General features: G+C 71.9%; 22 protein-coding genes. 11 read left to right on the top strand and 11 right to left on the bottom strand.

Annotated elements, in window-relative coordinates:
• Positions 1–3: 3 nt before the first annotated feature.
• Positions 4–1,599 (top strand): SdrD B-like domain-containing protein, encoded by a 1,596-nt coding sequence (locus AB5J73_RS11615; protein WP_370969694.1) that lies wholly within the window; start codon positions 4–6, stop codon positions 1,597–1,599.
• Positions 1,600–1,716: 117 nt separating this feature from the next.
• Positions 1,717–2,394, top strand: a complete 678-nt coding sequence (locus AB5J73_RS11610) for an SDR family oxidoreductase (RefSeq protein ID WP_370969693.1) — start codon at positions 1,717–1,719, stop codon at positions 2,392–2,394.
• A 70-nt stretch (positions 2,395–2,464) separates the two neighbouring features.
• On the opposite strand, the gene AB5J73_RS11605 is transcribed toward AB5J73_RS11610, so the two are convergent.
• From AB5J73_RS11605 to AB5J73_RS11595, 3 genes are read right to left on the bottom strand one after another with little or no spacing between them, the layout of a single operon-like run.
• Positions 2,465–3,769 carry an amidohydrolase family protein gene (locus tag AB5J73_RS11605; protein ID WP_370969692.1) on the bottom strand — a complete coding sequence of 435 codons (1,305 nt, stop codon included), beginning with the start codon at positions 3,767–3,769 and terminating at the stop codon, positions 2,465–2,467.
• Positions 3,770–3,792: 23 nt separating this feature from the next.
• Complete coding sequence (locus tag AB5J73_RS11600) at positions 3,793–4,446, bottom strand: response regulator (RefSeq protein WP_370969691.1); 654 nt, start codon at positions 4,444–4,446, stop codon at positions 3,793–3,795.
• Positions 4,443–6,230 (bottom strand): sensor histidine kinase, encoded by a 1,788-nt coding sequence (locus AB5J73_RS11595; protein ID WP_370969690.1) that lies wholly within the window; start codon positions 6,228–6,230, stop codon positions 4,443–4,445. The genes AB5J73_RS11600 and AB5J73_RS11595 overlap by 4 nt, the downstream gene beginning before the upstream one ends.
• Positions 6,231–6,403: 173 nt before the next feature.
• Between AB5J73_RS11595 and AB5J73_RS11590 the strand changes: the two genes are divergently transcribed.
• Complete coding sequence (locus tag AB5J73_RS11590) at positions 6,404–7,105, top strand: ABC transporter ATP-binding protein (protein WP_370969689.1); 702 nt, start codon at positions 6,404–6,406, stop codon at positions 7,103–7,105.
• Positions 7,102–9,351 carry an FtsX-like permease family protein gene (locus AB5J73_RS11585; RefSeq protein ID WP_370969688.1) on the top strand — a complete coding sequence of 750 codons (2,250 nt, stop codon included), beginning with the start codon at positions 7,102–7,104 and terminating at the stop codon, positions 9,349–9,351. The genes AB5J73_RS11590 and AB5J73_RS11585 overlap by 4 nt, the downstream gene beginning before the upstream one ends.
• Before the next feature lie 92 nt (positions 9,352–9,443).
• On the opposite strand, the gene trmB is transcribed toward AB5J73_RS11585, so the two are convergent.
• The 6 genes from trmB to AB5J73_RS11555 all read right to left on the bottom strand — a co-directional run bounded on the left by trmB (position 9,444) and on the right by AB5J73_RS11555 (position 14,356).
• On the bottom strand, positions 9,444–10,142 hold the full coding sequence (gene trmB, locus AB5J73_RS11580) for a tRNA (guanosine(46)-N7)-methyltransferase TrmB (protein ID WP_370969687.1): 699 nt from the start codon (positions 10,140–10,142) through the stop codon (positions 9,444–9,446).
• Between the two features lie 9 nt (positions 10,143–10,151).
• Positions 10,152–10,703, bottom strand: a complete 552-nt coding sequence (locus AB5J73_RS11575) for a hypothetical protein (protein ID WP_370969686.1) — start codon at positions 10,701–10,703, stop codon at positions 10,152–10,154.
• A 178-nt stretch (positions 10,704–10,881) separates the two neighbouring features.
• A complete protein-coding gene (locus tag AB5J73_RS11570; protein ID WP_370969685.1) occupies positions 10,882–11,637 on the bottom strand; it encodes a hypothetical protein in 756 nt (251 codons plus the stop codon).
• A complete protein-coding gene (locus AB5J73_RS11565; protein WP_370969684.1) occupies positions 11,634–12,548 on the bottom strand; it encodes an ABC transporter ATP-binding protein in 915 nt (304 codons plus the stop codon). Before AB5J73_RS11565 ends, AB5J73_RS11570 begins: the two co-directional genes overlap by 4 nt.
• 102 nt (positions 12,549–12,650) lie before the next feature.
• Positions 12,651–13,400 carry an ABC transporter permease gene (locus AB5J73_RS11560; RefSeq protein ID WP_370969683.1) on the bottom strand — a complete coding sequence of 250 codons (750 nt, stop codon included), beginning with the start codon at positions 13,398–13,400 and terminating at the stop codon, positions 12,651–12,653.
• A gap of 17 nt (positions 13,401–13,417) precedes the next feature.
• Positions 13,418–14,356 (bottom strand): ABC transporter ATP-binding protein, encoded by a 939-nt coding sequence (locus AB5J73_RS11555; RefSeq protein WP_370969682.1) that lies wholly within the window; start codon positions 14,354–14,356, stop codon positions 13,418–13,420.
• Positions 14,357–14,553: 197 nt separating this feature from the next.
• Here AB5J73_RS11555 and AB5J73_RS11550 point away from each other — a divergent pair, with 197 nt between their 5' ends.
• The 3 genes from AB5J73_RS11550 (at position 14,554) to AB5J73_RS11540 (ending at position 17,089) form a co-directional block, all read left to right on the top strand.
• Positions 14,554–15,141, top strand: coding sequence for a TetR/AcrR family transcriptional regulator (locus AB5J73_RS11550; protein ID WP_370969681.1), 588 nt, complete (start codon positions 14,554–14,556; stop codon positions 15,139–15,141).
• On the top strand, positions 15,138–16,049 hold the full coding sequence (locus AB5J73_RS11545; RefSeq protein ID WP_370969680.1) for an SDR family NAD(P)-dependent oxidoreductase: 912 nt from the start codon (positions 15,138–15,140) through the stop codon (positions 16,047–16,049). Before AB5J73_RS11550 ends, AB5J73_RS11545 begins: the two co-directional genes overlap by 4 nt.
• Before the next feature lie 149 nt (positions 16,050–16,198).
• Complete coding sequence (locus AB5J73_RS11540) at positions 16,199–17,089, top strand: endonuclease domain-containing protein (RefSeq protein WP_370969679.1); 891 nt, start codon at positions 16,199–16,201, stop codon at positions 17,087–17,089.
• A 1-nt stretch (position 17,090) separates the two neighbouring features.
• Here the strand turns inward: AB5J73_RS11540 and AB5J73_RS11535 are convergent, their stop codons facing one another.
• Both AB5J73_RS11535 and AB5J73_RS11530 read right to left on the bottom strand, forming a co-directional pair.
• Positions 17,091–17,747 (bottom strand): response regulator, encoded by a 657-nt coding sequence (locus AB5J73_RS11535; protein WP_370969678.1) that lies wholly within the window; start codon positions 17,745–17,747, stop codon positions 17,091–17,093.
• Positions 17,744–18,898 carry a sensor histidine kinase gene (locus tag AB5J73_RS11530; RefSeq protein ID WP_370973093.1) on the bottom strand — a complete coding sequence of 385 codons (1,155 nt, stop codon included), beginning with the start codon at positions 18,896–18,898 and terminating at the stop codon, positions 17,744–17,746. Before AB5J73_RS11530 ends, AB5J73_RS11535 begins: the two co-directional genes overlap by 4 nt.
• A 204-nt stretch (positions 18,899–19,102) precedes the next feature.
• Between AB5J73_RS11530 and AB5J73_RS11525 the strand changes: the two genes are divergently transcribed.
• The 4 genes from AB5J73_RS11525 to AB5J73_RS11510 are packed head-to-tail and all read left to right on the top strand — an operon-like array spanning position 19,103 to position 22,463.
• Entirely contained in the window at positions 19,103–20,620 is a 1,518-nt protein-coding gene (locus AB5J73_RS11525; protein WP_370973091.1) for a dynamin family protein, read from the top strand.
• Between the two features lie 60 nt (positions 20,621–20,680).
• On the top strand, positions 20,681–21,328 hold the full coding sequence (locus tag AB5J73_RS11520) for a hypothetical protein (protein ID WP_370969677.1): 648 nt from the start codon (positions 20,681–20,683) through the stop codon (positions 21,326–21,328).
• A gap of 44 nt (positions 21,329–21,372) precedes the next feature.
• Positions 21,373–21,852 (top strand): hypothetical protein, encoded by a 480-nt coding sequence (locus AB5J73_RS11515; RefSeq protein ID WP_370969676.1) that lies wholly within the window; start codon positions 21,373–21,375, stop codon positions 21,850–21,852.
• Positions 21,849–22,463 carry a TetR/AcrR family transcriptional regulator gene (locus tag AB5J73_RS11510; RefSeq protein WP_370969675.1) on the top strand — a complete coding sequence of 205 codons (615 nt, stop codon included), beginning with the start codon at positions 21,849–21,851 and terminating at the stop codon, positions 22,461–22,463. The genes AB5J73_RS11515 and AB5J73_RS11510 overlap by 4 nt, the downstream gene beginning before the upstream one ends.
• Positions 22,464–22,466: the final 3 nt, after the last annotated feature.

Raw genomic sequence — 22,466 nt, 5'->3', positions numbered from 1 at the left:
GGCATGGTCCGTTCGGCGCGCGTGGTGGCAGTGGCGGTGGTGGCGCTCTCGGGGACGGTCGTACCCGCGGCCGCCGCGGAGCCACCGCCGTCGTGCGGCGGGGTGGCCGCCAACCCGAGCGTCGAGGAGACGGCGCGCAACGGCGCTCCCGACGGGTACGTGTTCACCCCCGCCGCGCCCGTGCCGCCCGGGACGCCGGCCGCGAAGGCGCCGAAGCTGCTGACCGACCAGGCGTACGCCGTCGACGGGCAGCGCTCGGCGCTCGTGCAGACGCCGGACGGCAAGGCCAGCACCGCCGTCCAGGCCGAGAAGTTCGTCCCCGGCGGCGTGTACACGCTGAGCGTCTGGACCGCTTCGCACGCGCCGGGCAACGGCGCGGCCACCGGCCTGCGGTTCTTCGACGCGACCGGCGCGCAGGTGCAGGAGAGCAAGCTCGCCGTCGACCACAACGCGAGCGACGGCCGGCTGGCCCGGCAGGAGTTCCCGGCGGCGACGGCCCCGGCGAAGGCGACCGCGGTGAAGTTCTTCACCACCACCAGCCTCGAGCGGCTGCGCTGGGACTGCGTCGCCCTCCGGCTCGCCGCGTACTCGGTGAAGAAGGAAGTGCAGAACCCCGCGACCGGCGCGTGGGGCTCCTTCGCGACGGTCACCGCCGGCGACACCGCGCACTACCGGATCACCGTGACGAACGACGGCACCGAGGAACTGACCGGCATCTCCGTGCAGGACCCGTGGTGCCCGGCACCGGTCGAGCCGTTCACGCTGGCCGCGGGCGCGAACAAGCAGCTGACCTGCGACCACCCGGACCTCACGCTGGCCGACAACGGGCACGTCAACACCGCGAAGGTCACCGGCGTGAAGTCCGCGGGCGGCGCGCTCGGCGACAAGACGGCGTCGGCGACGATCACCGTCCTGCCGCCGCCCGCGATCGCGAAGATCGGCGACTTCGCGTGGAACGACCGCAACCGCGACGGCATCCAGGACCCGGACGAACCCGGCGTCGCGGGCGTGAAGGTGACGCTGAAGGACGGCGCGGGTGGCACGGTCGGCACCGCGACCACGGACGCCGGCGGGAAGTACGGCTTCGAAAAGCTGAAGGACGGCACCTACCAGGTCTGCTTCGCCGTCCCGGCGGACTTCACGGTGACCCGCAAGGACGCGGCGGCCGACGACCGCGACTCCGACGCGGACCCGGACGGCTGCGCCGCCCCGCGCACCCTGGGCGGCTCGGCCCGCGAGGACTTCACGGTGGACCTCGGCCTGGCCCCGCCGACGAACCGGATCGGCGACTTCGCCTGGTCGGACACGAACGGCAACGGCCTGCAGGACGCCGGCGAGCCCGGCCTCGCCGGCGTCAAGGCCGCGCTGAGCAACGGCGTCAGCGTCGTCACCGGTCCGGACGGCGCGTACGCCTTCACCGGCCTCGAAGACGGCACCTACCAGGTGTGCTTCACCGCGGACGGGCGCAAGCCGACGAAGAAGGACGCCGGGGACGACACCCGCGACTCGGACGCGGACCCGGCGTCGGGCTGCGCGGACCCGCGGACGCTCGGCCCCGGCGCGCGCGACGACCACACCGTCGACGTCGGCTTCGCCTAGTTGCCAATCCGGCCAAAAGCAGGCCGACCCCCGAACGGCACGTGACCGTAGCCACGGGCCGATTCGGCCGTGACTGTGGTCGGATCGGCAACCAACGGCAGAGCTACGGTGGGGGACATGACGGATCTTCCCCTCGCCCTCGTGACCGGCGCCTCCCGCGGGATCGGCGCGGCGGTCGCGCACCAGCTCGCGCCGACGCACCGCCTGCTGCTCGGCGGCCGTGACGTCGATGCGTTGTCCGCGCTGGCGAAGGAGCTCCCGGGCGCGAAGCCGTGGCCGGTGGAGCTGACGAACCCGGCGTCGCTCGCCGAAGCCGTCGCGGGCATCGACGCGCTCGACGTCCTGGTGCACTCGGCCGGTGTCGCGCGCATCGACCGGATCGAGAACGCCTCCGCCGAAGCGTGGCGGGACAACTTCGAGGTCAACACCCTCGCTGTGGTCGAGCTGACCCGCCTGCTGCTCCCGGCGTTGCGCGCGGCGCACGGCCACGTCGTGGTGATCAACTCCGGCGCCGGGCTGAACGCCCGCCCGGGCTGGTCCCCGTACGCGGCCAGCAAGTTCGCGGTCCGCGCCTTCGCCGACGCCCTCCGCGAAGAGGAGCCGGACCTCCGCGTGACGTCGGTGTACCCGGGCCGCACGGACACCGAGATGCAGCAGGAGATCTTCAAGGGCGAAGGCCGCGACTACGACACCACGCACCTGCTGCGGGCGGACTCGGTGGCGACCGCGGTGGTGACCGCGGTGTCCGCCACCCCGGACGCCCACCCGACGGAGATCATCCTCCGCCCCCGCTAGCCGCCCCAAGCGCGCACTTTCACGTGAAAGTGCGCTCCCCAGGTGGGCACTTTCACGTGAAAGTGCGGCTCTAGCGGAGGCGGGCGGCGGTCTCGGCCACCCCGGCCTGGACCTTCGCCCGGTCCACCTTCACCGACTCGCCGCCGGCCACGACCTGCTCGCCCGCGACCCACACGTCCCGGACCCGCCGCGACCCGGCCGCCCACACGAGGTTCGACAGCAGCTGCACGTCCGGCACGTCCAGGCCGCACGCGAACGCCGGGTCGTCCAGGTCGATGTGCACCAGGTCGGCCCAGCGGCCCGGCTCCAGCGCCCCGATGTCGGACCGGCCCAGCGCGTCGGCGCCGCCGCGGGTCGCCAGCAGGAAGACGTCGGCCGCGGTCAGCACCGTCGAGTCGCCCGTCGCCAAGCGGGCGAACATGGCCGAGAGCTGCAGCTCTTCCCACAGGTCGAGGTCGTCGTTGGACGCCGGTCCGTCGGTGCCGAGGCCGACCGCGACGCCGGCCTCGCGCAGGTCCTTGATCCGCGCGATGCCCGAAGCCAGCTTCGCGTTCGATCCCGGGCAGTGCGCCATGCCGACGCCGTGCGCCGCGAACAGCGCGATGTCGTCGTCCGACAGGTGGATGGCGTGCGCCGCCAGGACCCGGCCGTCGAGCATGCCGAGTTCCTTCAGCAGCGCGGGCACCGAGCCGTGCGAGGCGCGGACCGCGGTGTCTTCCGCCGCCGCCTCGGCGACGTGGATCTGGATCAGCGCGCCGCGCGAAGCGGCCGACTCCGCCGTGGCCCGCAGGGCTTCCGCCGACAGCATGTACGCCGAGTGCGGGCCGTAGCCCAGCTCGACGCGGTCGCCGTGGCCGAAGCGCAGGCCGTCGGTGTCGATCCAGCGCTCGATGCCGGCCAGCTGGGCCCGCCAGTCCAGGCCCGGCAGCTCCATCACCGGCGGCGCCACCAGCACGCGGCCGCCGGTCGTGAGCACCGCGTCGACGAGCTGCTCGCCTTCGAAGTACATCTCGGCGCTGGTGGTGACGCCGTGGCGGAGCATCTCGACCGAGCCGAGCAGCATGCCGGTGCGGATGTCCTCCGGCCGCAGCTTCGCTTCGGCGGGCCAGATGATCTCGTTGAGCCAGGGCAGCAGCGGCAGGTCGCCGCCCATCCCGCGCAGCAGCGTCATCGGGCTGTGCGCGTGCGTGTTGACCAGGCCGGGCAGCAGGATGCCGGTCAGGGTGGTGACCGGTGCGGCGGACTCGGGCGCGGTGGCCGCCGGTCCGCAGTAGGAGATGCGCCCATCGGCGTCCACGTCGACGACCGCGTCACGCAAAAGCGAACAAGACGCGTCGGCGGGGAGAACGACAGGGGCGTGGAAACGGCGTTGCATCTCTGGATACTACGCACCCTGGATTACGACACGACTCCACTCCGCCACGCCCAGGCGGCGATCTCCACGCGGTTGCGCGCGCCGATCTTGCCCTGCACCGACGCCAGGTGCGTCTTCACCGTGGACAGCGACAGGAACAGCTCCGCGCCGATCTCGGTGTTCGTCAGCCCGCGCGCGGCCGCCTGCACGACGTCCATCTCCCGCGCGGTCAGCGGCTCCGACGGCGGCGCGACCGGCGCCTTCACCGCGCCACCGCCGTCGAAGTGCTTGAGCAGCCGGATGGTGATCTGCGGCGACACCAGCGCGTCACCGCGGTCGGCCGCGCGGACCGCCTCGATCAGCAAAGCCGGACCGGCGTCCTTGAGCAGGAAGCCGTGGGCGCCGTTGCGCAACGCTGTGTGGACGTACTCGTCGAGGTCGAACGTCGTGACCACGACCACCTTCAGCGGATCGCTCACGTCCGGCCCGGCCAGCTGGCGGGTGACCTCCAGCCCGTCGAGGCCGGGCATGCGGATGTCGAGCAGGCAGACGTCCGGGCGCAGCTCGCGGGCCTTCGACACGGCCGAGACGCCGTCCGCGACGTCGGCGACGACCTCGATGTCGTCCTGCGCGTCCAGGATCATGCGGAAACCCATCCGCACCATTTCCTGGTCGTCGGCGATCAGTACCCGGATCACTCGTCCCCTTCCCCGGCGGCCAGCGGCAGCCACGCTTCGACCCGCCAGCCGCCGTCCGGGCCGCGCCCGGCCGACAGCCGTCCTTTGAGCAGTGCGACGCGCTCGCGCATCCCGACCAGACCGTAGCCGCCCGATCCCCCGGCCGGCCGGTGCGCCGGCTCGCGTCCGTCGTCCGTCACCCGCAGGTGCAGCTCGGCACCCTGGACCTCGGCCACGACGAACGCCTCGGTCGCGCCGGAGGCGTGCTTGCCGACGTTCGTCAGCGACTCCTGCACCAGCCGCAGCGCCGAGCGGCCGACCTCGTGCGGCAGGTCCGGCGGCAGGTCGAGGTGCATCGACGTCGGCACGCCGTGGTTGGCGCTGTCGACCAGCTTCCGCAGGTCGGCACCCAGGTCCGTGGTGGCCTGCTCGCTGAACTCGCTCGACCCGGCCGGTGCGTCCCCGCGCATCGAGCGGACCAGCCGCCGCATCGCCGCGAGCGCCTCGACGCCGGCGTTCTCGATCCGGGCCATCGCCTCGACGGCGACCTCCGGCTTCTGCTCGGCCATCATCCGCGCGGCCTGGGCCTGCACGACGATGCCGGTGACGTGGTGGGCGACGACGTCGTGCAGCTCGCGGGCCAGCGCCATCCGCTCGGCGGTCTGCGCGTCGGCCACCGCGGACTGGACGACCGTGGTGCGCTCGGAGTCGCGCGAGCGCAGCATCAGGCCGACGGCGATCGAGATGCCGAGCATCAGCGCCGCGGCGAAGGCCAGGACGGACAGCGTCTGCGGGTCGGTCTGCAGGCCCGACGGCTTGTCCGAGTTGAGGATCGCGGCGAGCGCGACGACGCCGGAGAGGATCGACACCCGCGGCCACGACGCGTTGAGGCCCCGGGCGCGGGTCACGTTCACCACCACGCCCATCGCGGCGATGACCTGCACGAACGGCACGCCGCCCGGCATCGGGTAGTCGTAGCGCAGGTGCAGGAACGGCGTGACGACCGCGGAGAGCAGCAGCATCCCGGCGATGCCGAGGAGCGCGTCCGCGGGCCGCCGCGGCGAGAGCACCGAGATGATCGCCGCGACGATCGAGCAGAACAGGATCGGGAAGCCGCGGGCGTTGCTCGAATACGTGTAGCCGAACTCGAACAGCAGCGCGAAGCCGAGCAGGCCCATCAGAGGCCACTGCCCCATCGCCAGCTCGTTCACCCGGCGCAGCCGGCGCACCCGCGGATCCGCCTGCGGCCGGCGGTCCCGGGCCGCGATCGCGGGTACGACCGGTCCGGCGAGCAGCAGCAGGCCGAACACCAGGCCCTGGGTCGCCGTGCCGCCGTCGATGTCGCCGACCCCGCTGTACCGGCCGAAGAGGGCGACCAGGCCGCCGACGACCAGGAAGCTGACCACGCAGAACGCCACGCCCGCCCGCGCCCGCCGGGTGACGTAGAAGACCATCAGCACCCCGGCCACCACCTCGGTGATGGCGATCTTCGGCAGCACGCTGGAGTACGGCGGGATGTGGAACGCGTGGATGAAGAGGGTGGAGAACACCAGCACCCCGCCACCGGCCACGCCGGCGACGGCCGCGCGCTTCTGGGCCCACACCGCGCACGCCGTCATCGCGAAGAAGCCGGGCAGCAGCCCGAAGTCGACGAACCGCGGGCCGTTGTCGTCGAGCGCTGCCTGCGTCGTGAAGACGACGTCGAAGAGCAGGGCGGCGAAGAGGACGGCCGTGGGCACGCCGATGCGCCGCACCAGGGCGGCGGCGCGGGTGTACAGCGTTTTCGTAGGGGGCGCGGCGGTCACAACGTGACGTTAGAGGATCCGCGTGCGTTCGCACCTTGGCCGACCGGCTCGTGCTCCCTCGGCCGATCGGCCGATGCGGGCCGGGGCGTGACTGGCCGTCTGCCCGAAGTGGACACCCCTCGATCTCCGCGAAGCTCATCGGCACCAAGATCCGAACCGACAGGGAGAACCTCGTGGACCCGAACACTCCACAGTGGACCAACGGCCCGGTGCTGTCCGGCCGGGGGCTGGTGAAGCGCTACGGCGCCCAGTACGCCCTGGCCGGCATCGACATCGACATCCAGCCGCGGGACGCCGTCGCCATCGTCGGCCCCTCCGGCTCGGGCAAGACGTCGCTGCTGCACGTGCTGGCCGGGATCCTCCGGGCCGACGACGGGCAGATCTTCCTGGCCGGGCAGCGGATCGACCACCTCGGCGAGAAGAAGCGCAGCGAGCTGCGCCGCACCGAGTTCGGCTTCGTCTTCCAGTCCGGGATGCTGGTCGCCGAGCTGTCGGCCGAAGAGAACGTCGCGTTGCCGTCGCTGCTGGCCGGGCTCGGCCGCAAGGAGGCCATCGACGCCGGCCGCCAGTGGCTTTCGCGCCTCGGCCTGGCCGGCAAGGAGAAGCGCCGCCCCGGCGAGCTGTCCGGCGGCGAGGCCCAGCGCGTCGCCATCGCGCGGGCGCTGACCCACCGGCCGAAGGTGATCTTCGCCGACGAGCCGACCGGCGCGCTCGACACGCGCACCGGCCGCGAGACGATGGACGCCCTGCTGGGCGCCGCCCACGAGACGGGCGCCGCGGTGATCGTGGTGACGCACGACCGCGAGCTGGCCGAGTCGATGCCGAAGACCGTCGCCATCCGCGACGGCCTGATCGCGACGAGGCAGGCGGCGTGAACTCGCTCCAGATCGCCCTGCGGGTGCTGAAGGTCGACCGGCGGACCCGGACGTCGGCGATCCTCACCGCGATCGGGGTGGCCGTCGCGACCGGGCTGGTGCTGCTGCTGGCGACGCTGCCGTTCGCCACGCAGAACCGCGAGCAACGCGCCCTCTGGCAGGGCGAACACTTCTACAGCCGCTCGACCGACGCCCCGGTCAAGCTGCTGTTCAGCTCCTCGAAGGACTACTTCGACGGCCGGCAGATCACGCGCGTCGACGTCGCGCTGCCGCCGGGCGCGACCGCGGCCGGTGTCCAGCTCCCGCCGGGGGTGCCGCAGCTGCCGGGACCGGGCGAGACCGTCGTGTCGCCCGCGCTCGGCCGGCTGCTCCAGGGCCACCCGGCCGACCAGCTCGGCGACCGGTTCGGCCGGCCCGTCGGCGCCATCGGCGAGGACGGCCTCCGCTTCCCGGAACAGCTCGTCGCGCTCACCGGGCACACCGCGGACGCGATGCCGGAGAGCGCCAACCCGACCCCGGGCTTCCCCGGCGGCAAGGCGAGCCCGGATCCCCTGCTCATGCTGCTGTCCTGGGTCGGGATCATCGTGCTGCTGGTGCCGAGCCTGGTGCTGGTGGCGTCCTCGGCGCGGCTGACCGCGGCCCGGCGGGAACGGCGGCTCGCCGCGATCCGGCTGGCCGGCGCGACCCCGGGGCAGGTCACCAACATGGTGGCCGCCGAAACGACGTTGTCCGCCGGCATCGGTGCGCTGCTCGGCCTGCTCATCAGCCCGGCGCTGCACGGCCTCGCGTCGTTCGTCCCGTGGGCGGGCGGTACCTGGCTGGCGGCCGACTTCACGCTGCCGGTCGGCCTGACGGTGTTCATCGTCGTGGCCATCCCGGTGCTCGTGGTGCTGGCCGGCATCCTCGGCCTGCGCCGCGTGCTGAAGAACCCGCTGTTCGCGACCGGCGGCCACACGAAGAAGCCGCTGCGCTGGTGGCGCCTGCTGGCGCTGCCCGCGGCCGGGTTGTTCTTCCTCGTCGCGGTGACGACGGCGAAGGACTCCGGCGGCATCACCATGGTCATGGCGGGCCTGTTCCTGCTGGTCGGCTCGGCCGCGATCGTCGGGCCGTGGGTGACGTCGGCGGTCGGCGGCACGTTCGTCCGGATCTGGCGGCGCCCGTCCGCGCTGCTCGCCGGCCGCCGCCTGCGCGACGACCCGAAGGGCGCCTACCGCGCGTCGGCCGGGATCGTGCTCGCGGTGTTCGCCGGGTCGATGGCCCTGACGCTGCTGCCGACGTTCGAGTCGATGGCCGGCGGCGGGCGGTCCTTCCAGGACTCCGTGCTCTACGTCGACACCGACGGCCAGCACGCGAGCAAGATCGTCGACCAGGCCAACGCGTCGCTGCAGAAGTACGGGCAGGCCGAGAAGGCGGTCGCGGTCGGCGAGGTCTACCTCGTCCAGGGCGAGGGGAACAACCGCACCGGCCACCGCGCACTGGTGATGACCTGCGCCGACGCCGTCAAGCTGACCCGGTTCGGGCTCACCGCGGAGAACTGCACGGGCGGTCCGGCCGTCTTCGGCGACTCGGCGCTCGACCTGGCGCAGTACAAGCTCACCGACAACTGGGAAGGGCCGGCGGTGGCCGTCAAGTCGGGGACGCGGGCCGAAGCCGTCCACCTCCCCGACTCGGACCTGTCCAGCACGTCGATCATCGACCCGGCCGCGCTGCCGGACGGCTTCGCGCCGAAGTACGTCACGGTCGTCGCGCCGAGCACCGACGCGAACCGCGAGATCGTCCGGACGGCGCTGGCCGGACCGGCCGCCGGTGAGGAGATCGGCAGCCGGGACCAGTACCTGTTCAACCAGCAGACCGAGCTCGGCGACCTGCGCCGGGTCACGGTGATCGGGCTGATCGCCGCCGGCGTCCTGGCCGGCTGCAGCGCCGCGGTCGCGACCGCGGGCTCGGTGATGGACCGCCGCCGCACCTTCGGGGCGCTGATGGCGGCCGGCACGCCGGTCCGGGTGCTGGCGAGGGCGCTGCGGATGGAGGCCGCGCTGCCGGCGCTGGTCGCCACCATCGGCGCGGGAATCGTCGGGGTGCTGGTCGGCGTTGGGCTCTACAGCATGGTCGACGAGCGGGGCATCGTGCTCAGCCCGTGGCTGCTGGCGCCGGTCGTGCTCGGCGTCGGCGTGGCCCTGCTCGGCGCGTCGGTCTGCACGCCCGCCCTGAAGCGGGTCCAGGCCGAACCGCTGGCCGACGAGTAACGGACGTTCGCCCCTCTGTCGGGGGAGGGGCGAACACCGGGGGTAAGAGGGAGGTCGTGAGTGCGTAACAGTGTCAGAACACTGCTACGCACTCACGACCGCTTTTCGAAGATGAGGTCGTGCGACACGCGGCCCTCGACGTCGGCGCGCTGCTCGAACTTGGTCACCGGCCGCCACTCCGGCCGCGGCGCCCAGCCGTCGTACCGGTTCTTCAGCGCGGGCTCGGCGGAGCAGACCTCCAGCATCTGCTCGGCGTAGTTCTCCCAGTCGGTCGCCAGGTGGAAGGTGCCGCCGGGCGCGAGCCGCGACGCCACGAGCGCGGCGAACGACGGCGACACGATCCGCCGCTTGTGGTGCTTCTTCTTCGGCCACGGGTCCGGGAAGAACAGCCGGACGCCGTGCAGCGTGTCCGGCTCGACGTGCTCGGTCAACAGCACGACGGCGTCGCCGTGCAGCAGCCGCAGGTTCTCGACGCCCAGCTTTTCGGCGCGCAGCATCAGCTGGCCGAGGCCCGGGTCGTAGACCTCGGCCGCTACGTAGTTCAGCTCGGGGGCCGCGGCGGCCAGCTGCGACGTCGTCTCGCCCATGCCGGAGCCGATCTCCAGCATCACCGGCGCCTCGCGGCCGAACCACGCCGTGAAGTCCAGCGCCCCGGCGGGCAGCTCACCGACCGTGCGGCCGACTTCCGGCCACAGTTCGTCCCACGCGCGTTGCTGCCCCACGGTCATCCGGCCGCCGCGCTTGACGTAGCTGACGACGCTGCGCAGCCGCGGTTGGTGCTCGTTTTCCACCCACCGAGGTTAACGAACGGCTTCGAGCTCCCCGAGCCGAGACCGCAGCCCCGCCAGCCCGGCGATGGCGATCGGGTCCGGGGTCCGGCCGCTGTGGGCCGGCAGGACGTCGATCCAGCCCGGGTGCCGATCGGTGTTCATGACCGTCGTGGGAATCGCGTGTCCCGATTTCCCGCGTTCGGACGGCATGAACTCCCAGTAACCGGATTCGCCGTCCGCGGCCCACGGGACGAATTCCCAGCCCGGGCGCCTGCCGAGCAGTTGCGCGATCCGGTCCTCGACGCGGAACCCCTGTTCCCGCGAATCGAGGGTTCCGTCCGCCACCGCCCGCAGCCACCACGGCGCGGGGATCGGGCCCGCCATCCCGGCCGAAGCGCGGAACAGGGCCAGGACACGGTCTTCGGGTGCGCGGTGCACCCACGCCCGGCGGAGTTCGGCGGGCGTCGCCGCGGTCATGGCGGCGCGCGGGAGTTCGATCGCCCGCGACCATTCGAGGTCCAGCATGGGTTCGAGCTGAGGAGCGTCGTCTTCGACGCGAGCTCGCGGAATCGTACTGCCCAATTCTTGACCGGTGTCCACCGTCAAGGATCACCTCCAGGGGAGCTCAGACGGGTCCGGCACGCTCTCTCTTACGAATATTGCCTGGTCATAGCAGTATGTCCGGTGGCTGTGAGAGAAGCCACAGGGGTTTCATCTTCTTTTAACAAAGGTTTTTGAGGTACCGAGACCGCGGTCACGCTCAGGCGTCGCGCCGTGCCGTGACGAGCACGCCGGCCACGAACAGGGCAACGGTGATCGCCGCGAAGTAACCGAGGTAGCCCCACGGGCCGAGCGGCGCGGACGGCAGCTGCAGCGGCCCCGCGGCGAACCCGCCCGCCCCGACGAACTCGTCGGCGGCGTGGAACGGCATCCACTGGTAGATGTGCCGCCCGGCGCCCGGGATGAGGATCACCAGGCCTTCGAGCACCTGGGTCCAGACGAGCACCACCGTCAGCCCGAAGGCGACGCTGCGCAGCAGGAGCGCGACGCCGACCCCGGCCACCGCGGTGAACAGGAACGTCAGGCTCTGGCCGAGCACCGAGCGCCAGTCCGCGCTCGAGTGCAGCGCGAGGTCGGCGTCCGGCTGCACCAGCGACGCGAGCCCCCACGAGCCGAAGCCGACGACCAGCCCGAGCACCGCGCCGACCGCGGCGAGGACCGCCAGCTTCGCCAGCAGCGCGGGCACCCGGCTCGGCACCGCCTGGAAGGTCAGCCGCATGGTGCCCCAGTTGAACTCCGACGCCGTCGCGAGGATCGCGAGGACGAGCAGCACGGTCCGGCCGTTGCCGCTCGCGAGCTGGGTGTTGCCGACGGTCGCCGGGATCTCCGGCCCGGCCAGCGCGAAGAACAGCGCGGTGAAGCCGAGCGGCGCGACGAACGCGATCGACAGGCACCACCAGGGCGCGCGCGTGCTGAACAGCTTGATGCGCTCGGCGCGGAGGAGGTTGGTGATCATCGGGTCGCCTCCGAAGCCGGCCCCGCGAACTCGACGGATTCGCGGGTGAGGTCGAGGTAGGCCTGCTCCAGCGAGCCGGTGATCGGGCTCAGCTCGTGCAGCGTCGCGCCCGCGTCGAAGGCGAGCTGCCCGATCCGGTCACTGTCCAATCCGGACACCAGGAAGGCGCCGTCGGCCTCGCTGAACTCGGCTTGCCCGGTCAGCGCGGCCCGCAGCTCGTCGGCGTGCGGGGTGCGCACGCGCACGCCGTGTTCGCTGGTCCGCGCGACGAAGTCGGCCATCGTGCCCTGGTAGATGAGCCGGCCGCGGCCGATCACCACGAGGTCCTGCGCGGTCTGCGCCATCTCCGGCAGCAGGTGGCTGGACACGAACACGGTCCGGCCCTCGGCGGCCAGCGCGTGCAGCAGCTGCCGGATCCAGGCCATGCCCTCGGGGTCGAGGCCGTTGACCGGCTCGTCGAACAGCAGCACGCGCGGGTCGCCGAGCATCGCGGCGGCGATCCCCAGCCGCTGCTGCATGCCGAGGGAGTACTGCAGGACGCGGGTCTTGCCGACGCTCGTCAGCCCGACCAGCGCGAGCACCTCGTCGACGCGCTTGTCGGGGATGCCGTTGGTGGCGGCCAGCCAGCGCAGGTGGTCGCGCCCGCTGCGGCCGGGGTGGCGCCAGGTGGCGTCCAGCATCGCGCCGACCGTCCGAAGTGGATCCCGCAGCTGCCGGTACGGCGTGCCGTCGACGAGCACCGTGCCCGCGTCGGGCGTGTCGAGGCCGAGGACCAGCCGCATCGTCGTGGACTTGCCGGCGCCGTTCGGGCCGAGGAACCCGGTGACCCGCCCCGACCGCGCGGTGAACGTCAGCTCGTCGACCGCGGTCGTGGCGCCGTACCGCTTGGTCAGCGCGCTCGCTTCGATCATGCGCTCCCCCGTCCCGTCACCCCGGGAGCCTACTGCGAAACACCGGATCCGGGTCGCCCCCCGACAGCGCGACCCGGATCCGGTGTTTTCCCCTGTTACCCCTCAGGCGTCCCGCTTCTTCGCCACCCCGAGTGCGACGAGCAGGAACACGATCGCGATGCCGGCGAAGTACGCCAGCGCCCAGCCGGGGCTCAGCGGCGAGTCCGACGGCGACGGGCCGTCGACGACCGCGGAGCCGCGGAGGAACTTGTTGGCCACGTTGAACGGCATCCACTCGTGGATGTGGGCGCCGATCTTCGGGATCAGCTGGATCAGGTCTTCCACGGCCAGGTTGTAGATGAGCAGCAGGGCGATGGCGCCGGCGCTGTGCCGGATCAGGACCCCGACGGCGACGGCGAGTACCGCGCTGATGGCGAACACCGGGCCGAGACCCGCGACGTTCAGCCAATCCTGCGTGGAGTGCAGGCCGATGCCGTCGTTCGGCCGCATGAGCATGCCGAGGCCGAGGGCGCCGAACGCGGCGATCTCGCCGATCACCAGCGCGACCAGCGCGACGACGACCGCCTTGGCGACCAGCGCCGGCGAGCGGTGCGGCACCGCCTGGAACGTGGTGCGGATGGTGTTGAAGCGGTATTCGGTGGTCACCGCGAGCGCGGCGAGCACCATCACGACGGCGATCCCGAACTGCGTGCCGCCGAACTGGAGGGCGGACAGCGTGACCGGCGAGTCGGCCGGCGTCGCACTGGAGATGATGGCGGCGAAGCCGATGCCCAGTGCGAGGGCGATGAGGGCGCACCACCACGGCGAGCGGGTGGAGAACAGCTTGATGCGTTCTACCGCGAGCAGGTTCATGATCTTGGTTTCCCCGTTTACTTGGCGGACTCGAGCACGTGCTGCGCCTCGGCGTCGAGCCCGGTGTGGTACTCGACGGAGTCGCCGGTGATCTGCATGAAGGCTTGCTCCAGCGAACCGGTCTGCGGGCTCAGCTCGTGCAGCACGATCCGGTTGGCGGCGGCGATCTCGCCGATCTTGTCGCTGTCCATCCCGGACACCACGAGCCCGGTGTCGTCGCCGGTGACGCCGGCGCTGGCGCGCTGGAGGGCGTCGCGGAGCTCGGCCAGCTGCGGCGAGCGGACCTTGACCGTGTTCTCCGCGGCGCGGGCGACGAAGTCCTGGGTCGACGACTGCGAAATCAGCTGCCCCCGGCCGATCACCACGAGGTTGCTCGCGGTCAGCGCCATCTCCGACAGCAGGTGGCTCGACACGAACACGGTGCGGCCTTCCTCGGCCAGCCGGTGCATGAACTTCCGGATCCAGAGGATGCCCTCGGGGTCCAGGCCGTTCACCGGCTCGTCGAACAGCAGCACCTCGGGGTCGCCGAGCAGGGCGGCCGCGATGCCGAGCCGCTGCGACATGCCGAGGGAGAACCCGCCGGCGCGCTTGCCCGCGACGCTCGTCAGGCCGACGGTGTCGAGCACCTCGTCGACGCGGCCGGCCGGGATGCGGTTGGACTTCGCCATCCACTGCAGGTGGGCGCGCGCCGAGCGGTTGGGGTGCACCCACTTCGCGTCGAGCAGCGCGCCGACGGTGCGCAGCGGCTCCTTGAGGTCGTGGTACTTCTTGCCCCCGATGGTGACCTGGCCGCCCGTCGGGTTGTCCAGGCCGAGGATCATGCGCATGGTGGTGGACTTGCCGGCCCCGTTCGGGCCGAGGAAGCCGGTGACCTGACCCGCGGACACGGAGAACGACAGGTTGTTCACCGCCAGTGTCTTTCCGTACCGCTTGGTGAGGCCGGTTGCCTCGATCATGGCTTCTCCTCTTCCGCCCCTCGCTTACGACGCGTTCATCGTCGCGGGTCGGAGGCCCTTCGCGCGTCACCCTGTAGACCGAACCGGTCCCCCTACCTGAGTAGTACCTTGCTGGCTCTTCGGCCGATGCGCGATCCGTGATGACCCTGAGGCGACCCTGATTCGCCACCATTAATGAACTGTGGTTCAATAATGGGGTGGCCCGGCCGAGGAGCATCACCGACGAACGGCTGCTGAGCGCGGCGGAGACCGTGATCGGCCATTGCGGCCCCGGTTTCACGCTGGCCCAGGTGGCCGCGGAGGCGGGCGTCTCGGTCGGCACGGTCGCGCAGCGGTTCGGCTCGAAGAGCGGCCTGCTGCAGGCGATGAGCCGGCGGGCCACGCGGCGGGCGGTCGAGCAGATGCGGGAGTGCGCCGAGCGCGTGCCCGACCCGGTCGACGGCCTGCGCGCCGCGGCGGTGGCGGTCTACGCGGTGCTGGGTGACGCCGAAGAAGCGGCGAACCACCTTGGGCAGCTCGGCGTGGACATCGGCGACCCGGTGCTGCGGTCGCTGCTGGGCGAGCACTTCACGGCGGTCGAAGAAGAACTGCGGCGGCTCGTGCTGGCGGCGGCTCCTTCGTTGCCGCACGCCCCGAGCGTGCCACGGGCCGCGCGCGCGGTGCTCGGCGTGATCAACGGGGTGTCGATCGACTGGTCGATCCGGCCGCACGGGCGGCTGGCCGACCGGCTGGCGGAGGACGTCGACGCGGTGCTTTCCGCGTGGCGGGAACGGGAGGACGCATGAGTCTGGCGGGCAAGGTCGCCGTGGTCACCGGGGCGACCCGGGGCTGCGGCCGGGCGATCGCGGTGGAACTGGGCCGCGCGGGCGCGACGGTGTACGTCACCGGCCGCACGACGCGCGAAACGACGTCACCGATGAAGCGCTCGGAGACCATCGAAGAGACGGGCGAACTGGTCGAGGCGGCGGGCGGCAAGGCCGTGGTCGTCCGCTGCGACTTCACGTCGGTGTCCGATGTGGACGCACTGAAGGCGCGCATCGAGTCCGAAGTGGACGGAATCGACGTCCTGGTCGACGACGTCTGGGGCGGCGACATGTACTTCCACTTCGACGCGCCCTTCTGGGAGACGCCGCTGGAAGACGCGCTGAAGCTGACGCACAACGCGCTGGACACCCACCTCATCGCACTGCACAAGCTGCTGCCGCTGGTGGTCGCCCGCCGCGGCCTGGTCCTCGAGGTCACCGACGGCGACAACGACGACTACGTCGGCGCCGGCCTGCCGTACTACCTGGCCAAGTGCGGCATCCGCGCGCTCGGCCGGGCCCTCGGCGTGGAGCTGAAGAAGAACGACTGCGTCGGCCTCGCGGTGACCCCGGGCTTCCTGCGTTCGGAGTCGATGCTCGACCACTTCGAGGTCACCGAGGCCAACTGGCGCGACGCGGTCGGCAAGCTCGCCCCGGTCGACTTCAAGATCTCCGAGACGCCGTACCTGCTGGCCCGCGGCGTCGCGGCCCTGGCACAGGACGCCGACGTCGCCCGCTTCGCCGGCCAGACGCTGGCGTCGTGGACCCTGATGAAGGAGTACGGCTACACCGACATCGACGGCGACCGCCCGGACTTCGGCCGCTGGATCACCGAAGTCCGCAACGCGGGCAAGGACCCAGCAACCACCCCACCAGACGACTTCCGCTAACCCCGCACTTTCACGTGAAAGTGCCGTCCTGGGGCCCGCACTTTCACGTGAAAGTGCGGGTTGTGCACAAGTGGGTGGGGGTGTGGACAACTGGGGGAAGTTGATCTTGGGGCGGTCGTGGGCGGCGGGGCGCGCGGCATGCTCGGGGCGTGTCCTTCGCAAACGCCGAGTTTTCCCAGCCGTTTCTGGGCAGCCACGCCATCGCCGAGGGAGCGGTGACCAAGACGGACCTGCGATCTCCGCTCTTCACCAGGCTTTTCCGCAACGTATACGTGGCTTCGACGGTCCCGGTCACGCATGTTCTGCGATGTCGAGCCGCCGCACTGCTCGCGCCGTCGCGCGCGGTTCTCACCGGGTGCTCCGCCGCGGCGATTCGTGGGGTGGAGCTGGTCGGGACGCATGACCCGGTCGAGTTCGTCCTGCCCGAGAGCGTGCTGTTCGACATGCAGGACGGCGTGCACGTCCGGCGGACCAGCCGAGGACGCATCGACAGCGAACCGTGGCAGGAAGTTCGCCTGGCCTCATCGCCACGCTTCGTCCTGGACATCCTGACCAACACGAAGCTGCATCGCTCGCTGCCAAGGGTTGTCGGTTACCTCGACGCCCTGCTCCGGGCCGGCGAGGTGGATGCGCCGGTGCTGAAGGACTACCTGAAGAACCGTCGCGACAACGGGATCGTTCGCGCGAAGAGGGCCCTCCAACTCGCCGACCCCCGTTCGGAAAGCATCCCCGAGTCCGAGCTGCGGGTCTGGCTGACCGTGGCCGGCCTCGTCCCCGACCCGCAGGTTCAGGTCTTCGACGAGCAGGGCATGTTCGCGGGCCGGTTGGACCTCGCCTTCTCCGAGCAGAAGCTCGCGGTGGAGTACGACGGCGACTGGCATCGTGACGGTGACCAGCCGCGGCGCGACGAGGCGCGCCGAGCCGCGATCCGCGCGTTGGGCTGGGACTTCGTCATCGTGACGAAAGCCGAGCTCTACGAGAAGCCGAAGGCGGTGGTGGCGTCGGTCCGGGCCGCACTTTCACGTGAAAGTGCGGCTTGAGTCAGGCGAGGCCGGGGCGGGCGAGGCCGGTTTCGTAGGCCAGCACCACGGCCTGCACCCGGTCCCGCAGCTCCAGCTTCGCCAGGATCCGCCCGACGTGCGTCTTCACCGTCGCCTCCGAAAGGAACAGCGCTTCGGCGATCTCCAGGTTCGACATGCCCTTCGCGATCAGCACGAGCACCTCGCGCTCGCGGTCGGTCAGCACGTCCAGCTCCGCGGTGTCCCGCATCGGCGGGCCGCCGGCGCCGACGAAGCGGTCGAGCAGGCGGCGGGTCACCGACGGCGAGACCACCGCGTCGCCCGAAGCGACCGCCCGCAGCGCCGACACCAGGTGGTCGGGCTGGGTGTCCTTGAGGAGGAACCCGCTCGCCCCGCCCTGCAGCGCCGCGTAGACGTACTCGTCGAGGTCGAACGTCGTCATCACGAGCACCCTCGCCGTGCCGTCGGCGACGATCCGCTTGGTCGCCTCGACGCCGTCGAGCACCGGCATCCGGACGTCCATCAGCACGACGTCGGGGCGCAGTTCCTCGGCCAGCTTTATCGCCTGTGCGCCGTCGCCCGCCTCGCCGACGACGTCGATGTCGGCCTGCGCGCCGAGCACCATCCGGAAGCCGACGCGCATTAGTTCCTGGTCGTCGACGACCACCACACGGATCACTTGTCCAACCTAACCGGCAGGGCCGCGCGGACCTGCCACCCACCGCCCGGAGCCGGGCCCACTTCCAACGTGCCGCCGTAGACGTGCGCGCGCTCGCGCATGCCGATCAAGCCGTTGCCGCCCGGCAGGCGTTGCGAAGCACCGGTCGCGGCGAGCTGGGGGACGCGGCCCGCGCCGTCGTCGGACACCAGCACCTCGACCAGGTCGCCGGTCCGGAGCACCCGCACCGACGCCGTCGCGCCGCGGCCGGCGTGCTTGAGCGTGTTGGTCAGCGACTCCTGGACGATCCGGTAGATCCCCAGCGAGACGCCGGCCGGCAGGTCGCCGAGCTCGTTGGTCTCCAGCTCCACCGGCACGCCGGCGGTCCGCATCCGCTCGGCCAGCTCGGCGAGGGCGTGCGCGTCCGGCTGCGGGACGCGCGGCTCGCCGTCCGCGTCGTCGCTGCGCAGCACGTCGAGCAGGCGCCGCAGCTCCCCGAGCGCGCCGCGGCCGGTCTCGGAAATCGTTTGCAGGGCCCGCCGGGCGAGGTCGGGGTTGCTCTCCAGCGCGTACGAAGCGCCGTCGGCCTGCACCACCATCACGCTCACCGCGTGCGCGACGACGTCGTGCAGCTCGCGCGCGATCCGCCCGCGCTCCTCCGCCACCGCGATCCGGGTGGCCTGGTCCCGTTCGGTCTCGAGCAGGTGCAACCTGGCCTCCACTTCCACGTCGTAGGCGCGCCGGGCCCCGACGAACTCGCCGAGCGTCCAGCACAGGGCGATGCCGAACGCGAGGAACAGCACCGAGATGAACAGCTCGTCCGTCTGGTCCAGCGCCAGCTGCAGGGCCGACGAGACGATCACCGCGCCGACGAACACCAGCCCCTGCCGCCGCCCGGCGTAGACGACCACCGAATAGATGCTCATCGCGAGGCCGGCGACGCTGGCGACACCGAGCTGCAGCGTTGCGTGCACGACGCTGATCACCAGCACGACGTAGGCCGACCACAGCGGCGACTTCCGCCGGAACACCAGCGGCACCACCATCGCGACGTTCACCGGCACGGCGATGTACCAGGGCGGCAGCTCGGCGATTTCGGCCAGGCCGTCGGCGACGAAGAGCAGCATGTCGACCAGGCCGAGCAGGACGGCCAGCACCGTGTCGCCCGCCATGGGGTGGGCACGCATCCAGAGGCTCAGCCGTCGCACCAGACAACACTAGGTCCCGGGGTGGCGGCCGCGCGTCGGTCGGCGGTACCACCTTGGGTGCGACCTTCGGATGAGGGACATGGCACGATTCACGGGGTTGTCGCTACGACGAGAGGGCTGGGGGCCGTGACGTCACCGGAGCAGGGCCGGCTCGCGGGTCCGCTGTCGATGTCGGTGGCCAACCTGTGCCACCGCCTGCAGTCGCAGGTCTCGGCGCGCACCGCCGCCGGGTTCGCCGAGGTGCTGCGCCGGCTCGGCGCGCCGCTGCAGGTGGCCGTCGCCGGCCGGATCAAGTCCGGCAAGTCCACGCTGGTCAACGCGCTGATCGGGCGCCGGGTCGCGCCGACCGACATCGGCGAGTGCACGCGGCTGGTGACCCGGTTCCAGTACGGCACGGTGGACCGCGTCGAGATCGTCTTCACCGACGGCCGCAAGCAGGTGCTCCCCTTCGCCGCCGACGGGATGATCCCCGCCGAGCTCGGCGTCGACATCGAAAAGGTGTCGCACATCGAGGCGTACCTGACCAACGCCGTCCTGCAGGGCATGACGGTGATCGACACCCCGGGCCTCGGGTCGCTCGACGCCGCTTCGGTGTCCCGCACCGAGCAGCTCCTGGGCGCCGCGAAGCACCGCAAGGACGACGAGGACGAAGAGGGCTCGGACGAGCTCGACGACACCTCGCGCAACGCCGTCGCCGGTGCCGAAGCCGTGCTGTACGTCGTCACCCAGGGCGTCCGCGCGGACGACCAGCAGGCGCTCGCCGCGTTCACCGCGGCCACGGCGAGCCGCGAAGCCGGCCCGGTCAACGCGATCGCCGTGCTGAACAAGGCCGACACCATCACGCCCGAGTCGGTCGAGGGGTCCGGCGGCGACGTCTGGAAGGCCGCGACGCTGCTGGCCGAGAAGCAGGCGTCGACGCTGAAGCCGCGCGTGGCCGACGTGCTGCCGGTGATCGGGCTGATCGCCGAGTCGGCCGAGTCCGGCGGCTTCACCTCCGCCGACGCCGAGGCGCTGCGGCAGCTCGCCGAGCTCGACGACGACATCCTGCAGACCATGCTGATCTCGGCCGACATCTTCACCAGCTGGGAGTGCGACGTCCCGTCGGGCACGCGCCTTCGGCTGCTGGAGAAGCTGGACCTGTTCGGCGTCTCCCACGCCGTCGAGGCCATCCGCAAGGAACCGGAGCTGACCGCGGGCGCGCTGCGGCGGTCGCTGCTCGACGCGTCCGGCCTGGAAGCGGTGCGGCAGCGGCTGTCGATCGTGTTCGCCGCCCGCGCCGACGGCATCAAGGCGGCCGCCGCCCTCGCGTCCGTCACCGCGCTCGCGCACGCGTCGGCCGACCCGGCCGAGCGCCAGCGCGTCCACGACGCCATCGAAGTGCTGCTCGCCAAGCCCGAAGCCCACCAGCTGCGGCTGCTCGAAGCGCTGACGCTGGTCGCGTCCGGCGCGGTCGACATGCCTGAGGACCTGTCCGAAGAGGTGCTCCGGGTGGGCAGCAACGCCGACATCGGCGCGCAGCTCGGCAAGCCCGGCGCCCCGCGGCCGGAGCTGGCCGCGCACGCCCTCGAACGCGCGGGCTGGTGGCGGTCCTTCGCGTCCTTCGGCGCGACGCCGGCCCAGAGCCGCGTCGCGCACGTCGTGCACCGGGCGTACTTCCTGATGTGGCAGCAAGTGCGCGAAGCCTGAGTTTGTTTCTGGTTGCCGACTTTCCCTGGTCACCCCCTTTTCCCGCGTACTCTGGGAAACGTGCGACTGGAAAACACGACATCCTGGCGAGCCGGGTGGAGCAGCGAGACGGACGTCGACGTCGCGCTGTACATCCGTGACGCACTGGCCCTGTCCGTTTCCGAAGGTCAGGTGCTGCCGCCGGTGGAGCCGCGGGTTCCGGTGCACGTCCCGGCCGGGATCGACCGGGCGGCGGTCCAGGAGCAGTGGGCCGCGTGGTGGACCGAGCTGCTGGCCTCCCTCCGCAGCCGCGAGGACCCGGACCCGCGCAGCCCGCGCACCCGGTACGGCCGGCCCACCCTCGAACAGGGCTCGGCGATGCGGCAGGCGGTCGACCTGTTCGGTCCCGTCGCCGCCCGGCACTTCGCCAACGCCCGCGGGCCCGCGCTGCGCGGGGCGAACGAGCCTTCGGGCGGCACCCCGTGGGCGCCCGGCTTCTACCGGCGCCAGATCGTGGCCGGCGAGCGGCTCGGCCAGCTGGTGCGGGAGGCCGAGGTCAAGCAGGGGCGGCGGGCCTACCCGTTCCGGCTGAACGTCATCGAGATCTCCGTCGCCGGGTCGATCTGGCTGCGCACGGCCGACGACCAGCTGCTGGTCTCCTCCCGGCTCGCCGAAGACGGCCCTGGCCTGGAGGCCGTGCTCCGCGACGTGATCGCCCAGCTGGTCTGACCCCGGCTTTCATAAACCGAGCACGCGGTCTGATAATAGGCGGCATGGAGACGACCGTCGACGAGCCGTCGTGGCTGCGCACCGGGTCCTGGGTCGGCTGCCCGCTGCTCGGCGGCGCGCTCGGCGTGGGCGTGTGGGCCGTCGCCGCGTGGGTCAGCGACCTGCCCGCGTTCCCGTTCCAAGGCGTGTTCAAGGTGCTCACGAAGCTGCCCCAGCCGTGGGCGACGCTGGCCGCGGTCGCCGGCGGGCTGGTGCTCGGCCTGGTGTTCGCGGTGGTCTGGGCCCGCGATCGCCTGGTCGTCACGGTCTCCCCGACCCGCGTCACGCTGGTCCGCGGCGACAAGACCCGCCGCATCGAGGCCGACCTCGACGCCGTCTACCTGGACGGCAAGGAGCTCGTCCTGCGCACCACCGACGGCCGGGAGATCGCCCGCGAGAAGACCGACCTGTCGGGTCGCGAACTGGCCCCCGCCTTCGCCGAACACGGCTACCCCTGGCGCGACGACCCGCCGGTCGAGCGATGAGGACCGTCGACCCGGCCAAGCACGCGGCCAAGCGCCGCGCGATCGTCGACGCCGCGGCCGGCTGCTTCGCCGAGAAGGGCTTCGAGCGGACGACGACCGCGGACATCTGCCGCGCGGCGGGCATCAGCTCCGGCAGCCTCTTCCACTACTTCCCCAGCAAGCGCGCGGTGTTCACGGCGATCTTCACCGACGACGCCGTCGAGACGGCCGAACGCCTCGAAGCCGCGGCGAGGGCGGCCGACCCGTTGGCTGCGCTGCTCGACGTCGTCGCCGAGCTGGCCGGGCAGCTCGCGCACCCCGCGGTCGGCCGGCTGGTCCTCGAGGCCGCCGCGCAGGCTGCCCGCGACGACGAGTTCGCCCAGCTGATCCACCGCAACGACGGCGCTTTGCGCGACGGACTGGCCGTCCTGGTCGAGCGGGCCGAGGCCGCCGGGCTGATCGACCCCGGGATCGCGCCGCGGGCGGCCGCGGGTTGGGTCGCCGGGCTGATCGACGCGATGATTTCGCGGGCCAGCCTCGACGCCGGCCTCGATCTGCCCGCCGAACAAGCGATCCTCCGGACGATCCTGATCCGGTTCCTTCGTCCCGTTCCGCCCCCGGCCGGCGGCTGAATC

This window comes from Amycolatopsis sp. cg9 (genome assembly GCF_041346945.1).
GTDB lineage: Bacteria > Actinomycetota > Actinomycetes > Mycobacteriales > Pseudonocardiaceae > Amycolatopsis.
The sequence above is the reverse complement of the archived record's forward strand: the minus strand, read 5'-3'. Positions and strand labels throughout refer to the sequence as shown.

Bases quoted from the DNA above. Each gene is read 5' to 3' on its own strand.
- AB5J73_RS11560 (WP_370969683.1), bottom strand. From the start codon at position 13,400: ATGAACCTGCTCGCGGTAGAACGCATCAAGCTGTTCTCCACCCGCTCG.
- AB5J73_RS11525 (WP_370973091.1), top strand. From the start codon at position 19,103: ATGTCGGTGGCCAACCTGTGCCACCGCCTGCAGTCGCAGGTCTCGGCG.
- AB5J73_RS11605 (WP_370969692.1), bottom strand. From the start codon at position 3,769: ATGCAACGCCGTTTCCACGCCCCTGTCGTTCTCCCCGCCGACGCGTCT.
- AB5J73_RS11510 (WP_370969675.1), top strand. From the start codon at position 21,849: ATGAGGACCGTCGACCCGGCCAAGCACGCGGCCAAGCGCCGCGCGATC.
- AB5J73_RS11570 (WP_370969685.1), bottom strand. From the start codon at position 11,637: ATGATCACCAACCTCCTCCGCGCCGAGCGCATCAAGCTGTTCAGCACG.
- AB5J73_RS11545 (WP_370969680.1), top strand. From the start codon at position 15,138: ATGAGTCTGGCGGGCAAGGTCGCCGTGGTCACCGGGGCGACCCGGGGC.
- AB5J73_RS11610 (WP_370969693.1), top strand. From the start codon at position 1,717: ATGACGGATCTTCCCCTCGCCCTCGTGACCGGCGCCTCCCGCGGGATC.
- AB5J73_RS11615 (WP_370969694.1), top strand. From the start codon at position 4: ATGGTCCGTTCGGCGCGCGTGGTGGCAGTGGCGGTGGTGGCGCTCTCG.
- AB5J73_RS11515 (WP_370969676.1), top strand. From the start codon at position 21,373: ATGGAGACGACCGTCGACGAGCCGTCGTGGCTGCGCACCGGGTCCTGG.
- AB5J73_RS11530 (WP_370973093.1), bottom strand. From the start codon at position 18,898: ATGGCGGGCGACACGGTGCTGGCCGTCCTGCTCGGCCTGGTCGACATG.
- AB5J73_RS11565 (WP_370969684.1), bottom strand. From the start codon at position 12,548: ATGATCGAAGCGAGCGCGCTGACCAAGCGGTACGGCGCCACGACCGCG.
- AB5J73_RS11555 (WP_370969682.1), bottom strand. From the start codon at position 14,356: ATGATCGAGGCAACCGGCCTCACCAAGCGGTACGGAAAGACACTGGCG.